Source organism: Paraburkholderia sp. BL21I4N1 (assembly GCF_002973525.1).
GTDB lineage: Bacteria > Pseudomonadota > Gammaproteobacteria > Burkholderiales > Burkholderiaceae > Paraburkholderia.
Map to the genome: position 1 here is coordinate 1 of NZ_PVEN01000007.1, position 14,520 is coordinate 14,520.

The 14,520-nt window shown below is 61.7% G+C and carries 10 protein-coding genes and 1 rRNA gene; 6 read left to right on the forward strand and 5 right to left on the reverse strand.

The annotated features are described in order from the left end of the window. Nucleotides 1–10: 10 nt before the first annotated feature. A 5S ribosomal RNA gene (gene rrf / locus B0G83_RS19000) occupies nucleotides 11–124 on the forward strand. 112 nt (nucleotides 125–236) lie between these two features. Here rrf and B0G83_RS19005 read toward each other — a convergent pair. The 3 genes from B0G83_RS19005 to B0G83_RS19015 form a co-directional block, all read right to left on the reverse strand. Continuing rightward, a complete protein-coding gene (locus tag B0G83_RS19005) occupies nucleotides 237–1,328 on the reverse strand; it encodes a carotenoid 1,2-hydratase (protein WP_258167963.1) in 1,092 nt (363 codons plus the stop codon). Between the two features lie 107 nt (nucleotides 1,329–1,435). Then, a complete protein-coding gene (locus B0G83_RS19010; RefSeq protein WP_181156958.1) occupies nucleotides 1,436–3,976 on the reverse strand; it encodes an FtsX-like permease family protein in 2,541 nt (846 codons plus the stop codon). Nucleotides 3,977–4,004: 28 nt separating this feature from the next. Further along, nucleotides 4,005–4,760, reverse strand: a complete 756-nt coding sequence (locus tag B0G83_RS19015; RefSeq protein WP_258167964.1) for an ABC transporter ATP-binding protein — start codon at nucleotides 4,758–4,760, stop codon at nucleotides 4,005–4,007. 700 nt (nucleotides 4,761–5,460) lie between these two features. Between B0G83_RS19015 and B0G83_RS19020 the strand changes: the two genes are divergently transcribed. From B0G83_RS19020 to cyoD, 5 genes are all read left to right on the forward strand, one after another. Beyond that, complete coding sequence (locus B0G83_RS19020) at nucleotides 5,461–7,014, forward strand: NuoM family protein (RefSeq protein ID WP_105508960.1); 1,554 nt, start codon at nucleotides 5,461–5,463, stop codon at nucleotides 7,012–7,014. A gap of 371 nt (nucleotides 7,015–7,385) precedes the next feature. Further along, a complete protein-coding gene (cyoA, locus tag B0G83_RS19025; RefSeq protein ID WP_105509228.1) occupies nucleotides 7,386–8,285 on the forward strand; it encodes a ubiquinol oxidase subunit II in 900 nt (299 codons plus the stop codon). Nucleotides 8,286–8,288: 3 nt separating this feature from the next. Further along, a complete protein-coding gene (cyoB, locus tag B0G83_RS19030; RefSeq protein WP_105508961.1) occupies nucleotides 8,289–10,277 on the forward strand; it encodes a cytochrome o ubiquinol oxidase subunit I in 1,989 nt (662 codons plus the stop codon). Then, nucleotides 10,277–10,897, forward strand: a complete 621-nt coding sequence (cyoC, locus tag B0G83_RS19035) for a cytochrome o ubiquinol oxidase subunit III (protein ID WP_105508962.1) — start codon at nucleotides 10,277–10,279, stop codon at nucleotides 10,895–10,897. Before cyoB ends, cyoC begins: the two co-directional genes overlap by 1 nt. Then, complete coding sequence (cyoD, locus tag B0G83_RS19040) at nucleotides 10,898–11,230, forward strand: cytochrome o ubiquinol oxidase subunit IV (RefSeq protein ID WP_035556882.1); 333 nt, start codon at nucleotides 10,898–10,900, stop codon at nucleotides 11,228–11,230. It abuts the gene before it with no gap. A gap of 108 nt (nucleotides 11,231–11,338) precedes the next feature. On the opposite strand, the gene B0G83_RS19045 is transcribed toward cyoD, so the two are convergent. Together B0G83_RS19045 and B0G83_RS19050 are read right to left on the reverse strand one after the other, a co-directional pair. Then, on the reverse strand, nucleotides 11,339–13,225 hold the full coding sequence (locus tag B0G83_RS19045; RefSeq protein WP_105508963.1) for a capsular biosynthesis protein: 1,887 nt from the start codon (nucleotides 13,223–13,225) through the stop codon (nucleotides 11,339–11,341). After that, nucleotides 13,226–14,374, reverse strand: coding sequence for a glycosyltransferase family 1 protein (locus tag B0G83_RS19050; RefSeq protein WP_105508964.1), 1,149 nt, complete (start codon nucleotides 14,372–14,374; stop codon nucleotides 13,226–13,228). Nucleotides 14,375–14,520: the final 146 nt, after the last annotated feature.

The window sequence follows — 14,520 nt, forward strand, 5'->3', positions numbered from 1 at the left end:
ACAAGTCATGCCTGATGACCATAGCGAGTCGGTACCACCCCTTCCCATCCCGAACAGGACCGTGAAACGACTCCACGCCGATGATAGTGCGGATTGCCCGTGTGAAAGTAGGTAATCGTCAGGCTCCCCTGCAGAAAACAGAAACCCCACCCCCAAAAGGTGGGGTTTCTGCGTTTACGGCAGGGGAAATGCGCAATCACCCGTCGCATGCCGCAGCAAAACTCCACGATCAAGCTTTACTCCCTCCCAATCCGCAGCGCATTCGCATAGCCCGTCAGTTCCAGATAGGCTCGCCCCACATCCGCGCCATCTCGGCTCACGCGCACTGCGCCTTCCCAATAAACCGCGCCCGTCGATTGTCGCGAATCCAGTTCCTGGTCGTTCATTAACGGGTCGAGTTGCCATGTCAGCGGGCCCGTTTTCACCGACATCGAAACGGGATACGACGTGTTCGTTCGCGGTGAACGCCACGTGCGAACGGGCGTGAATTCGACTTCATCGCGGCTGAATTGCGTGACCTCGCCATCGGGTTTGCGAAGCGCCGCGTGGGCCCACACAGTATGTCCATCGCGACTACGCACTTTGAACGCCATCAACGCCGAGCCGTCGGTGAGATTCGCGCCCAGCCAATCCCATCCGACGGCATTCGCGTCGAGCAGGGTGCTCGACCATTCGTGATCGAGCCACGCCATGCCTGTCACCGCAGTCTCGCCACGCGATGCACCGGCGGCGGCCGGCCGCACGATACTGCCGCTCACGCGCAATTGAGGCTCACTGTAGTAGTAACTCGCCTGATCGGGCCGCGGACCCTTGCGCGAATAGCCGCGCTCGCCCTGAACCAAAGGTGCTTGAGAAGGCGTCAGCACGAGATGCAGTGAGAAACCGTTGGCATCGGCGGTGAGGTTGTAGTGGCCGTCGTCGGCGCGAACCATTTTCCAGGTATCGAGTTTGACGTCGGTATTCGCAGCCTTTGCATAAGCGAGGCCGAAACCTTCGCGCGCGATGCGCTGGTCGTGCGCAAGACGGCCGAACGCCGGATCGCTCAACGCGGCGTGCGCGATGATGAGCTGCGACGGCGCGAAGGCACTCGGATCGGCACTGTCGTGCCCGGTTGCCGAGCGGAAAAAGGTGATCTGAAACCCGAGCGACTGATGGTCCGGCGTAGTGAGCCAACCCGTCGCGTACCACCACTCGGTACGAAACGCCGGGTGGGCGCCGCTGTCCTGCGGCCACGCGATCGCATGGTCCGGTGTGACCGCGGCGAATTCGGGTGACGCGGCGAAAGCGCGCGATGCCGTCAGCGCGACAACGCACAACAGACCGCGCATGCGCTGTCGATTCACTGCACGCGCGCAACAGCCCAACCTGTGGCAAGAGAGCGAGCGTGGAATCGTGCGCATCACGTCGCGTATCCGTTCCATCGGCAGCACCCTCATCACCAATCCTCCTTCACGGCGCGCACGGCGTTCACCGAGACCGCGCCGCGTCCCGCGATCACCGCCGTCGAACACGACGACACCAGCATCACCAGCGCGACGGCGCCCAGCACTGTCCACGGCACATGCAGCGACATGGTCCAATGAAACGACTGCGGGTTGACCACAAACACCAGAATCAGACTGATCGCAAAACCGAGCATGAAACCCATTGCGATACCGCAAGCCGTGAGCATGCCGCCTTCGAGCGCGAGAATGCGGAGCACCTGCGAACGGGTGACGCCGACGTGCCGCAGCATGCCGAACTCACGCGCTCGCGCGAGCGTTTGCGCGGAGAACGTCGCCGCCACGCCAAACAGGCCGATCACAATCGCGACCGCCTCGAGCAGATAAGTGACGGCAAAACTTCGATCGAAGATGACGAGCGTATGCGCGCGTATTTCACCCGGTTGCGCCAGTTCCAGCGACGCGCCAAAGGGCAGCGCGCGCAGCCCCGCCATCACACGCTCAACGGGCTCGCCTGGTTGAACGGTGACCGCCACCTCGGTTGCGCTCGTGTCGGCGGTCAAGCGGCGGTAGTCGGCGAGCCGGATCTGAATCGCGCCGGTTTGCCGTACGTAGTCACGCCAGACGCCCGCCACCACGAACACCTGTCCCGGTTTGCCGAGCGCCAATCGGACACGCTGACCCAGCTTGTAACCATACAGATCGACCATGGCTTCGGACACCCAGATCGGCGTCTCATCCGCGTGAAAATCCACGGGAGACAGCACGGTGCCCGTCATCTGCAAATTCGCGCCGGGGTCTGCCGCGTCGATTTCGCGGGCGAGCATCACGACGTCCGGCCGAGCCGGGTCGAGCGTAAGACGCGAGGTGCGGGCAAACGCGGCGCTCCTGATGCCGGGCACGGCGGCGACAAGCGCCTGCTCATCCGGCCGCAAGCCGCCGGTGTCGCCGTTCGGCGCGACGCGTACGTACAGATCCGCGGATAGCAGATGGACCAGCCAGTCTTCGACGGAAACACGGAAGCTCGCCACCATGATCGCCATCGCGACGATCAACGCAAAGCTCGACAACACGCCGCCCATCGCAATCGACGCATGGCCCGGCGCATTCGCGAGACGCGCCAACGCCAGCGTACGGGCGGCCCCGGCACGACGTCGCGTGCCGAAAGCGCGGCTCGCCGCACCGAATACCAGCGCGGTGACGCGCGGCATCAACGCAATGCCGCCGACCAGCAACAACGCGACCGCCAGATAGCCGCCGATCGGCGTATCGAACCACGGCGGCATCTGCGTGAGCACGGCGGCGGCCAGTAGACACAGCAACGCGGGCCAGGGCGTGGCGAGCCGCGCCAACGCGCCTTCTTCGGCGCCGGCCTTGAGCGCCGAGGCGGGTCGCGCGCGGGCCGCCTCCAGTGCCGGCGCAAGGCTGCCCAATATCGACACCGCAATGCCCAGCGTCAGGAACACAGCGGTCGCCAGCGGTTCGAAACCGACCTGAGGCTGCACGCCGGGAAAATAGCCGCCACCCAGATCGCTGCCGAAAAACCGCAGCGCGCCGCTCGCCAGCGCATAGCCGAGCGCGAGTCCGGACAGCGCGCCGAGCAGGCCGAGCAACGCGCCTTCCATCAGGATCTGACGCAGCAGTTGAGCGCGCGTCAGACCCAGCACGCGCAACATGGCGAACTGCGCGCGCCGTCGCACGACGCCTAACGCCTGGGTCGAAAACACCAGAAACGCACCGGTGAACAACGCGACCAGCGCGAGCACATTCATATTGATCCGGTAAGCGCGCGACAGACGATCCGTGCGGCTTTCCGCATCGCGTGTTTCGGCGATCACCCAACGGCTGCCGAGCTGCGTCTGCAGAGCCTGTTTGAAGCGTTCCCGATTCACGCCGCGCTCCAGTTGCACGTCGACGCGCGACAGCTTGCCGAGCTTGCCGAATTTCCACTGCGCCGCGGCGATATCCATCACGGCGAGCCGTTGACCGGGGCGCGTTCTGACCAGGCCACCCGCGACGCGAAACCGCACGATCTCCGTGCCGCTCTGTAGCGCGAGCACATCGCCGGTTTTCACGTTGAGCCATTGTTGTGCGGCCGTGGAGAGGAATACCGTATCAGACGCGAGCGTATCGAACGGGCGCTCCGTCGACGGTACGCCGATCAGATCGGGCGCGATGCGGCCGGCCCTGAAGACATCGACGCCGAGCAGCGGCAGGGCGGCGTTCTGGCCCGGCACGGTGACATCGAGCGCCAGCACGGGACTGGCGAGCGCCACGCCGGGTTGCTCGGCGAGCCGCGGATAGATGGACTCGTCGAACCAGGCTTGCGCGCCGCGCACCTGCAGATCGGCCTCGCCGGAAAGGCTGCGGGCCGCCGCGGAGAATTCGTTGAATGCCGCACTGTTGATCAGTTGCACCGCGTAACCCAGCGCCACGCCGAGCGCGATCGTTGCAATTGCAACCAGTGCGCGGCCGCGATGACTGCGCCATTCCGCGCCCAGCAACCACCGCGCGAGAACGCGATGTCCTTGCATGCGCAACGATGAGCGCTGTGAGCGTGGGTTAGCGGACATGGCCAGAGGAGCGCGCCGGGACGCGCGCCTCGCCCGAGTCCGAGTCCGAGCCGTCACGCGCTGCCCGTCCCGCCAACGCATGCAACCCACCCTCGCTCAGAATCAGAATCCGATCGGCCACCGCCGCCGCGGCCTCCGAGTGCGTGACCATGATGGTGGCCGCGCCGGTCGCCTTGCTTTGCGCGCGAAACAGACCGAGCACGTCGCGCGCGGTATCGGGATCGAGGTTGCCGGTGGGTTCGTCGGCGAGAATCAGTTTCGGACGATGCACGAGCGCGCGCGCAATCGCCACGCGCTGCAATTCGCCGCCGGAGAGTTGCCGTGGAAAATCGTCGCCACGTCCAGTCAATCCGACCGCCGCGAGCATCTCGAGCGCGCTGTCCGTGGGTAACTCGTTGAGCAGCAGCGGCAGCGCGACGTTCTGCGCCAGCGTCAGATGCGGTAGCACATGGAACGCTTGAAACACGAAGCCGAGTTTCTGGCGGCGCAGGCGGGTCGCCGCGTTGTCGTCGAGCCGCGCAACGGGACTGCCGTCGATAATCACGTCGCCGCTATCCGCGTTGTCGAGGCCGGCGATCAGATTGAGCAGCGTCGATTTGCCGACGCCCGAGTCGCCCATGATCGCGACGAATTCACCAGGTCTGAGGATGAAGTCGAGCTGCGCCAGCACGATGCGTCCGGTGCCATAGGTTTTGCTGAGAGCGCGACACTCGAGTGCGGGAACGACGTCTTCATCATCAGGCATGCGGTTTCCGAAAGTGAGGCCGACGGGCAATCAGGCGTGCGCATTACGCGCACCGCGAGCAGAAATGGGCGAATGCCATCGCCGAACCGCCGAAGTATATTCGGCTTCTGTAAGCCGCGCAGTTCGCCGCCGCGACGATCGGGGCCACGCCGAAAGAAGCAGTCGGCCGGCCGGCAGCGACGCCGTTTCTGAGCGCATCCCCGCGTTTCTCTAGAGTGCCGGATCAAAAAATATTTCGTCATCGGCATGAGCGAAATTTTTGCCAACCACCCGAAAATGACTTCGGGAAGACCCTGGGACTCGGCGAGCGTTATTCCGGTTCATGCACCAAGCCGAGGCCTCTGCGCAAGAGTCTTCAATTAACGCTTAATTGCGCGCATTTGTCGGCAAAATTTGCCCCGGCAGACGCGGCAAAACGTCATTGTGCGTCTGCACATTTCTATCCATTTCGCAAGGCCACGCGTGGCAATGGCGCATTGACTATGGCGTTGCTGCATTGTTGCGCTGCAAAAGTATTCTTATCTTGGTAATCTCCCACCCTTGATCGTTCGGCTGCGGGTAAACGTGAGGCGGGCACCGCCGTTTCCACGTCAATTTCAGCGAAATTCAGCCTACATATCCATTTCAATGCTTTCGTTTTTGAAGGCGTTGACGCGGCGTTTTGTATTTCAAGTTTTCGACAGAGTTTTCGACAGAGCACATGCCATTGCCTCTTCTTAGCCTACTAATCTGGATCCCTATTGTCGCTGGCCTGGTGGTTTTGCGGGCGGGATCCGACGCGGCACGTAGCCGCACTCGCTGGATCGCGCTGATCGGTGCGGTGGCGGGTTTTCTGCCGGTGATTCCGTTGGTCGCGAATTTCCGCAACGACGTGACGTCGATGCAATTCGTCGAGAACGTTCAGTGGTCGCCGACCTTCGACATCGCATGGCATGTGGGTGTGGACGGGATCTCGCTGTGGCTGGTCGCGCTGACGGCACTGACCACCATCATCATCGTGGTCGCTTCATGGGAGTCGATCACCGAGCGCACCGCGCAGTACTTCGGCGCGTTCCTGATGTTATCGGGGTTCATGCAGGGCGTGTTCACGTCGCTCGACGGCATGCTGTTCTTCATCTCGTTCGAAGCCACGCTGATTCCGCTCTACCTGCTGATCGGTACGTGGGGCCAGGCGAACCGCCGCTACGCCGCGATCAAGTTCTTCTTCGTGTCGTTCCTCGGCTCGCTGCTGATGCTGATGTCGATGCTCTATCTATATAGCCAGACGCACAGCTTCGACCTCGCCATGTGGCGCGAGACGCATCTCGGCACGTGGCCGCAGGTGTTGATTTTCCTCGGCTTCCTGGCGGCATTCGGCGTGAAAGTGCCGATGTGGCCGCTGCATACGTGGCTGCCGGACGTTCACCTGGACGGCCCGACCGGCGCCGCCGTGATGATCGGCATGCTGAAGCTGGGCGGTTACGGTCTGTTGCGTTTCGCGTTGCCGATCGCACCTCAGGCCAGCCACTTCTTCGCGCCGATGATGATCACGCTCTCGCTGATCGCCGTGATCTATTCGAGCCTGCTGGCGCTCGTGCAAACCGACATGCGCCGCCTGCTCGCGTATTCGACGATCTCGCACATGGGCCTCGTGACGCTCGGCCTGTTCGTCTTCAATCGCATCGGCCAGGCCGGCGCGATCGTGCAGATGCTGTCGTACGGCGTGGTGTCCGGCGCGATGCTGTTGTGCACCGGCATGCTCTACGACCGCACCAAAACCGCGTCGATCGCCGAATACGGCGGTGTTGCGAATACCATGCCGCGCTTCGCCGCGTTCGTGATGCTGTTCTCGATGGCCAACATCGGCTTGCCGGGCACGTCGGGTTTCGTCGGCGAGTTCATGGTGCTGATGGGCGCGATCCGCTTCAATTTCTGGATCGGCGCGATGGCCGCTTCCACGCTGGTCCTGAGCGCGGCGTACACGCTGTGGATGTACAAGCGCGTGATTTTCGGCGCGATCGCCAATGCGCGCGTGGCCAAACTCAAGGATCTCGGCAACCGCGAATTCATGCTGCTGGGCGCGATGGCACTGCTGGTGCTGGCGATCGGCCTCAATCCGAAGCCGTTCACCGACGCAATCGATCCGTCGGTCGGCACGCTGCTGGCTCAATCGGAACGTTCGCTGCATCCGTCGGACTCCGCGCCTGATGGTGGCGAGCATCTGCAGGCAGCGGCGCCCGCGCCGGCTGCCGCAACGACCCGCACGCCGGGTTGAGTGGAATGAAGCATTTCGCTGCTGCAGCATCCGGAGAATGGGGCTGCAGTGTCGATCTGCTTTTTTCAGTCTGGCACGAGTCTCTTCGCACGCCTCTGACGCAGCGCAACCCTTGAGGTCGCCCTGCGTTTTATTGCTTGTATGAAGGGACTTTCGTGCTGTGACGGTTGTTTGAAGCTCAGCAAAGCGAGCACGGCAAGTACTGATCCTCGCGCAGCCCTGCGGCAACGTGTCGCACAGTGCTGCGACGCAATAGATCGTTGCTAAATCGAGGCTTTATTAGCGCTTGACGTGCCCCTACTATGCGAGCGCTTACTAATGGAGAGCGGTCGAATGACGTTCGTTGAAGTCGTAAAAAAGAGGCAATGGATATGAAAGGAAAGACTCTGCGGGGGTCGATAAGTTTCCTGTCCACGAGCCTCGTGTTGTTGCTCTCGGGTTGCAGCAACCTCGATATTTTGAATCCGAAGGGGAGTGTGGGTCTGGCGGAACGCGAGCTGATCGCGACGTCCACCTGGGCCATGCTGATCGTGGTCATTCCGGTGATTGCGCTGACGCTGCTGTTCGCGTGGCGTTATCGCGCGTCGAACAGGAGCGCGGACTATCAACCGGGCTGGACCCATTCGACCGGTATTGAAATCGCCATCTGGACGATTCCGACGCTGATCATTCTGTTCCTCGCCGTCCTGACGTGGAAGACCACGCACGAACTCGATCCGTACAAGCCGCTCGAGTCGCAGGTCAAGCCGATCAACGTCGAAGTCGTCGCACTCGACTGGAAGTGGCTGTTCATCTATCCGGACCTCGGCATTGCGTCGGTGAACCAGCTGGCGATTCCGGTCGGCACGCCGGTGAACTTCGTGATTACGTCCGACACGGTGATGAATTCGTTCTTCATTCCGCAACTCGGCGGCCAGATCTATGCGATGGCCGGCATGCAAACGCGTCTGCACCTGATCGCGGACGAAGCCGGCAATTTCGCGGGCCAGTCGGCCAACTTCAGCGGCAAGGGCTTCTCGGACATGAAGTTCCGCACGCTCGCTTCGTCGCCGGAAGAGTTCAACGCGTGGGTCGCGAAAGTACGCGCTTCGTCGGACAACCTCAGCATGGACCGCTACCACACGGTATCGGCGCCGAGCGAGAAGGATCCGGTGCGTTACTTCTCGTCGGTCGATCCGAAGCTCTTTCACAACATCATTGCCCGATACAACAACGGTAACGTCATCGACAACATGAATGACGCTAACTGTGCGCCAAAGGGTAAGGGGTAACGCATGTTCGGCAAACTCTCACTAGACTCGATTCCGTACCACGAGCCCATCATCATGGTCACCGCCGTGATGATCGCGCTCGGCGGTGCGACGGTGCTGGGTCTGATCACCTATTTCGGCAAGTGGCGCTATCTGTGGACCGAGTGGCTCACGTCGGTCGACCATAAGAAGATTGGCGTGATGTACATCGTGATCGCACTGATCATGCTGTTCCGCGGCTTCGCGGACGCGATCATGATGCGTCTGCAACAGGCGCTCGCGTATGCGAACCCGGGCTACCTGCCGCCGCATCACTACGACCAGGTGTTCACGGCGCACGGCGTCATCATGATTTTCTTCATGGCGATGGCGTTCATGATCGGCCTGATGAACATCATCGTGCCGCTGCAGATCGGCGCGCGCGACGTGGCGTTTCCGTTCATCAACTCGCTGAGCTTCTGGATGACGGCAGTCAGCGCGATCCTGATCAACATCTCGCTGGTGATCGGTGAATTCGCGCAAACGGGCTGGCTGGCTTATCCGCCACTGTCCGAGCTGCAGTTCAGTCCGGGTGTCGGGGTCGACTATTACCTGTGGAGCTTGCAGCTCTCCGGTATCGGCACCTTGCTGACCGGCGTGAACTTCTTCGCGACGATCGTGAAGATGCGCGCTCCGGGCATGACCTTCATGAAGATGCCGGTGTTCACGTGGACCGCGCTGTGCACCAACGTGCTGATCATGGCGTCGTTCCCGATCCTGACGGTCACGCTCGCGCTGCTGGGTCTGGACCGCTACCTCGGCATGCACTTCTTCACGAACGACGGTGGCGGTAACGCCATGATGTACCTGAACCTGATCTGGGCATGGGGTCACCCCGAGGTGTACATCCTGATCCTGCCGGCGTTCGGTATTTTCTCGGAAGTCGTGGCAACCTTCGCCAAGAAGCCGTTGTTCGGCTACAAGACGATGGTGTGGGCGACCTGCGCGATCATGGTGCTTTCGTTCCTCGTCTGGCTGCATCACTTCTTCACGATGGGTTCGGGCGCCGACGTCAACGCGTTCTTCGGTATCGCCACGATGGTCATTGCGATTCCGACCGGCGTGAAGGTGTTCAACTGGCTGTTCACGATCTACAAGGGTCGTCTGGAATTCACGCCGCCGATCCTCTGGACCATCGGCTTCATGATTACCTTCACCATCGGCGGCATGACCGGCGTGATGATGGCGATTCCGGGCGCGGACTTCGTGTTGCATAACAGCCTGTTTCTGATTGCGCACTTCCACAACGTGATTATCGGTGGCGTGCTGTTCGGTTATCTGGCCGGCTTCAACTACTGGTTCCCGAAGGCTTTCGGCTTCAAGCTGAATGCAAAGCTGGGCAAGGCCTCGTTCTGGTTCTGGCAGATCGGGTTCTGGGTGGCGTTCACGCCGCTGTACGTGCTCGGCTTCATGGGCATGACGCGCCGTATCAACCACTACGACAACCCGCTGTGGCATCCGTGGCTGATCCTGGCCGCGGCCGGTGCAGGCCTGATCGCGATCGGTATCGCGCTCCAGGTGCTGCAGATCGTGGTCAGCATTCGCGACCGCAATCTGCCGCAGAACCGCGACCTCACGGGCGATCCGTGGGACGGCCATACGCTGGAATGGGCGATGAGCTCGCCGCCGCCGGCCTATAACTTCGCCATCATTCCGACGGTGCGCAAGCTGGACGCGTTCGCGGACATGAAGGCGGACAAGAGTGCGCAAGCCAAGCCGGTGTATCGCGACATTCACATGCCGTCGAACACGTCGGCGGGTCTGATCGCGGCCATGTTCTCGCTGGTGCTCGGCTTTGCCGGTGTCTGGCACATCTGGTGGCTGGCTATCATCGGTCTGGTCGGCTCGATCGGTACCGTGATCGTCTACAGCTTCCAGAAGAACGAAGGCTATTACATCCCGGCGGCTGAAGTCGCGGCGATCGAAGAGAAGCGCTCGGGCGCAGGCGCCCAGCTGGCGATGGAGGTGGATTGATGTCGAGCAATACTATTAGCGCGGGCGCAGCTGCGGACGCGCATCATCACGACGCGGACCACGTGCCGTCGCATTCGGTGTTCGGTTTCTGGCTGTACCTGATGACCGACTGCATCATCTTCGCGGCGCTGTTCGCCGTGTTCGCGGTGATGGGTCACCAGTTCGCCGGCGGCCCGACCGCCAAGGATCTGTTCGAGATTCCGGGCGTCGCGCTCGAAACCACCATGCTGCTGCTGAGCAGTATCACGTATGGTTTCGCGATGTTGGGCGCGTACAAGAACCGCAAGGGCGTGTTGCTCTTCTGGCTCGGCGTGACGTTCCTGCTCGGTCTGTCGTTCCTGGTGCTGGAATTGCGCGAGTTTTCGCACCTGATCGCCGAAGGCGCGGGTCCGAGCCGTAGCGCGTTCCTGTCGTCGTTCTTCACGTTGGTCGGCACGCACGGTCTGCACGTCACGTTCGGCCTGATCTGGATGGTGGTGCTCGCTATTCAGGTAACGCGACACCGCGACCTGACGGAACGCGACATGATTCGCCTGACGTGCCTGAGCCTTTTCTGGCACTTTCTGGACGTCGTGTGGATCGGCGTCTTCACCTTTGTCTATCTTGCGAGCGTGATCTAAATGGACCATAGCCATAACGCACACTCGGGTGAAGGTCACGGCAGCCTCGGCAGCTATACGATCGGTTTCATTCTCTCGGTTGTTCTGACCGTCGCGGCTTTCGGGCTCGTGATGACGGGCACGCTGTCCGGTGAGAATGCACTGCTCGCGATCGCGGGTCTCGCGTTCGTGCAGATCGTCGTTCACCTGGTGTTCTTCCTGCATTTGAATTCGTCGTCGGCGCAGCGTTGGAACGTGATGGCGTTCGCCTTCACGGTGCTGACCGCGGTGATCGTGATCGGCGGCACGTTGTGGGTCATGCATAACGTCAGCATGCACATGATGTCCCGCTAAGCGGAAAACGCCGCTGGTTGTTGAAAAGCCCCGCAAGATGAAAGTCTTGCGGGGCTTTTACTTTTTGTTCGCCGTGATGCGGTTGAAGAGCCGCGGCTAATTCACGTTCTATTGCGCGCGATTCCACCGCCGCTGCTGGACACGCCATGCCGCGTGGCGGATTCCGTTGCGCGTCCAACGAATTGCCTTGAGTAGCGGACGCATGCGGTTGCCGCGCACTTTGTCGAGCGGGCGGGCGGCGTGTGGCGCCAGTTGTTCCACCACGGCTTCCGGCGTGGTGAAGAGACGCGTCTGCCAGTCCCAGTAGAGCGGATAGCGCAGCAGCGCGCCCGCGCACAGCATGTCGAGTGTCAATGTGCGATGCCGCCATGGCAGCGGCGCGAGGGCGTCGTGAGTCAATCCCCAGCCGGCGTAGAACGGCAGACCGTAGGTGAAGACCGCTTTGCCGCGCAATAGCGCGTCGAAACCGGCCAGCGACGATAGCGTGTGAACTTCATCCGCCACGTCGACGAGCGACAGCAGATCGCTTTCCGTGTCGACGACGTCCGCGAGTCGTTGCACGTCGACGAGTCCCTGGCGATTGCCCGACAGCACGTCGGGGTGCGGTTTGTAGACCACGAACGCGTCGGGACGTAGCCGGCGCACCTCGCGCAGCAACGCGTCGGCCGTGCCGATCGCGCGCGTGCCGAGGCGGATCGACGCGTCGTCGGCCACCTGGCCGGGCACTAGCACAATCTGTTTGCCCGCCGGCGCGGTCCACGCGGGCCGCCGACGGCCGAGGTTGTACTTGGTGACACCGAGTTTCACTACCTTCTCGCGCAAGGCTGCCGCGCGCGCCAATTCGGCCTCGGTGAACGTGGTTTCGTTCAGCAGCACGCTGAGGTCGCTGGGCTGGCTCGCGTCGAAATAGAGGCCGCGACGGTCGATCACCTGGCTGCGCGGAGCGATCATGTCGGAGCCGAGTCCCGTCGAATGAAAGAAGCCGTCTTCAATGCGAACGCGCTGAACTTCGGGCGCGAGACCTGCCGCGCTGCGAGCGCCCCACAGTACCGCGCATTCGTTGGTCCGCACCGATTGCGGCGTGTGCGTCCAGCGCAAAGCGGCGCCGCCGGCGCCGATATAGGGCGTCGCGAACGGTCGCTTCCACCACTGGAAGCGAAGGCCCACCACATTCCGCAAATCGGCGAAACGCTGTTGCACGGCGTGCTGCAATTCGATGCTGTCGAGCAGATCGTCGAGCGTGCCGGGCTTGTGCGTGGCGGGGTTCAGGTAGCGGGTGAAGCGCAGGAAGACTACGTCGAATAGCGCGGTGAGCGTTGGGCGGGCGGTGCGTTGCGGGAAGCGCAGGTCGTCGTCGGTGAGGCCCCAGCCTGCGTAATACGGCGCGCCGAACGTATGAACCTGAACGCCCGCGAGCAGCGCGTGCATGCCTTCCGACGCGCCGAGCGTATAGACATGGTCGACATGCGTCAGCGCGGCGCACAACGATTCTTGTTCGGCCACGCGTTGAATGCCGGGCGGCAACATGTCCGTCGATGCCGACAGCCAGCGCCCACTGCCTTGATCGTCCGATTGCGCGAGCCAGAATTCGGCGTGCGGATGTTTCGCGCGTGCGGTTTGCAACATACGCGCGAATGCCTGCGATGAGTTGCGTATCGCGACTGCGCCGAGGCCGTTCGAGCGCGCGCGCTCGTCGATGAGCATCACGCGGGTTGTGCGGCTGGTTTCGAGTAGCGCGGCGGGGCAGTTGTTGTGCGCGCGGCGTACGGTCGACGCATGGCTGCGTGCGAAGCGTTGCATCAGGAGTCTGACGGCTGACTCGCTGTTCTGTTCGTCTTCTTCCTTGCAACGGCTTAGCGCGGAATTCAATACATCAGCAACCGTTTCGGCGCGCGTATCGCGCAGCGGTGCGACGAACCACGACAATAACGGTGTGCCCGACGGCCCGCGCGACCAGACGGGGCCGGGCCAAATGGCATCGACTCGTTGCTTCATCTAGCGCAGCGTCTCGAGAAAGCCGTCGACGTGTTCGAAATGCTCTGCCCACGTGGGCTCGCGAAAGTTCTCGATACGTTTCAATTGAGCATCACGTTCGGGACTATTTGCGCGAGAGTAAGCCTGAATACGAACAAGCCAACCCGGACCGTCCAGCGGGTCGAGGTACTCGGGAATGTGGTCGGCGATTTCGTGGAATACATCCAGATCGCTCGCCAGTACCGGTACTTTGAGCGCGAGTGCTTCGGCGAGCGGCATGCCATAGCCTTCGACAAAGGACGGAAACAACAGCGCCTGAGCGTGTTGCAAATAGGCGTGCAGTTGTTCGTCGGAGCAGTGCGATTCTTCTATCACGACGCCTTTCAGACTATGGCAGCGCTCCAGCATATCGACGACGTTCTCGCATTCCCAACCACGCCGGCCGATCACGACGAGTTTCGGTGCGGCCGCGCCGAGCTGTTCGACGAGACGGCGCCATACGTGCAGGATGAACCAGTGGTTCTTGCGCGGTTCGATCGTGCCGAGCATCACGAAGTAAGGTGTGGGCAGCGGACGGGGTGCAAGAGGTCGTTGCGTGACGCCGGAGGCCAGACGTGCGACGACGCAGGGCGGTTGTTCGAGGCCGGCGTGTTGCGCTTGGGCCGTGAGCGAGTCGAGCGTGGCCTGCGAATTCATGATCAGTCCGCTTGCCCGTTTTAATGCTGTATGCATACGGCGACGATGAATCGAATCGACGCCAGGGCGGCAATATTCTGCGTGCGTCAACGGAATTAAATCGTGAACCATGAATACGGAGCGAATCTGGCGCCGTGCCATTGCGTCGTAATAACGGCTGAATTCCATGCCGTTGTGACTGGTGTGCAACAGGATTCCGGTAAGCCGTGTTTCTCGCAGGCGATTTAGACAGGCGCGCGCGATTAGCGCGCGGATTGCATTGCGATTTCGAATGGACGAGAGAAGCCATGCAAACGTTTGCTGTGAATCGTGCTCGCTGAGCACGGTGGAAAAGCCGCGCTCGCTGAGAATAGCACGCGCCTTTGCGCCGTATTTTTCAATGTAGGCAAGACCAACGCGATCTACGCCGGTGGGCAAAAGCCCGTCGAATAAGCGTGTGAGAAGACGTGTGACGTCGAGAAAGAGGGTTGACACGAGAGCGTAGTGCGGTTTTGGCGGTTTTGTTAACTGGCGCGCAGAACTTTTTTTGTGTTTCTGCTAATGATTTTTCTCGACAATGCGCCATTCTACCCGAGTGCATGAGACAATCCGCGCCGATGTTTTACTTACTAACTCTTGCC

Excerpts from the sequence above, each read along its gene's own strand:
- B0G83_RS19005 (WP_258167963.1), bottom strand. The coding sequence starts at position 1,328 with ATGCGCGGTCTGTTGTGCGTTGTCGCGCTGACGGCATCGCGCGCTTTC.
- B0G83_RS19010 (WP_181156958.1), bottom strand. The coding sequence starts at position 3,976 with ATGCAAGGACATCGCGTTCTCGCGCGGTGGTTGCTGGGCGCGGAATGG.
- B0G83_RS19015 (WP_258167964.1), bottom strand. The coding sequence starts at position 4,760 with ATGCCTGATGATGAAGACGTCGTTCCCGCACTCGAGTGTCGCGCTCTC.
- B0G83_RS19020 (WP_105508960.1), top strand. The coding sequence starts at position 5,461 with ATGCCATTGCCTCTTCTTAGCCTACTAATCTGGATCCCTATTGTCGCT.
- cyoA (WP_105509228.1), top strand. The coding sequence starts at position 7,386 with ATGAAAGGAAAGACTCTGCGGGGGTCGATAAGTTTCCTGTCCACGAGC.
- cyoB (WP_105508961.1), top strand. The coding sequence starts at position 8,289 with ATGTTCGGCAAACTCTCACTAGACTCGATTCCGTACCACGAGCCCATC.
- cyoC (WP_105508962.1), top strand. The coding sequence starts at position 10,277 with ATGTCGAGCAATACTATTAGCGCGGGCGCAGCTGCGGACGCGCATCAT.
- cyoD (WP_035556882.1), top strand. The coding sequence starts at position 10,898 with ATGGACCATAGCCATAACGCACACTCGGGTGAAGGTCACGGCAGCCTC.
- B0G83_RS19045 (WP_105508963.1), bottom strand. The coding sequence starts at position 13,225 with ATGAAGCAACGAGTCGATGCCATTTGGCCCGGCCCCGTCTGGTCGCGC.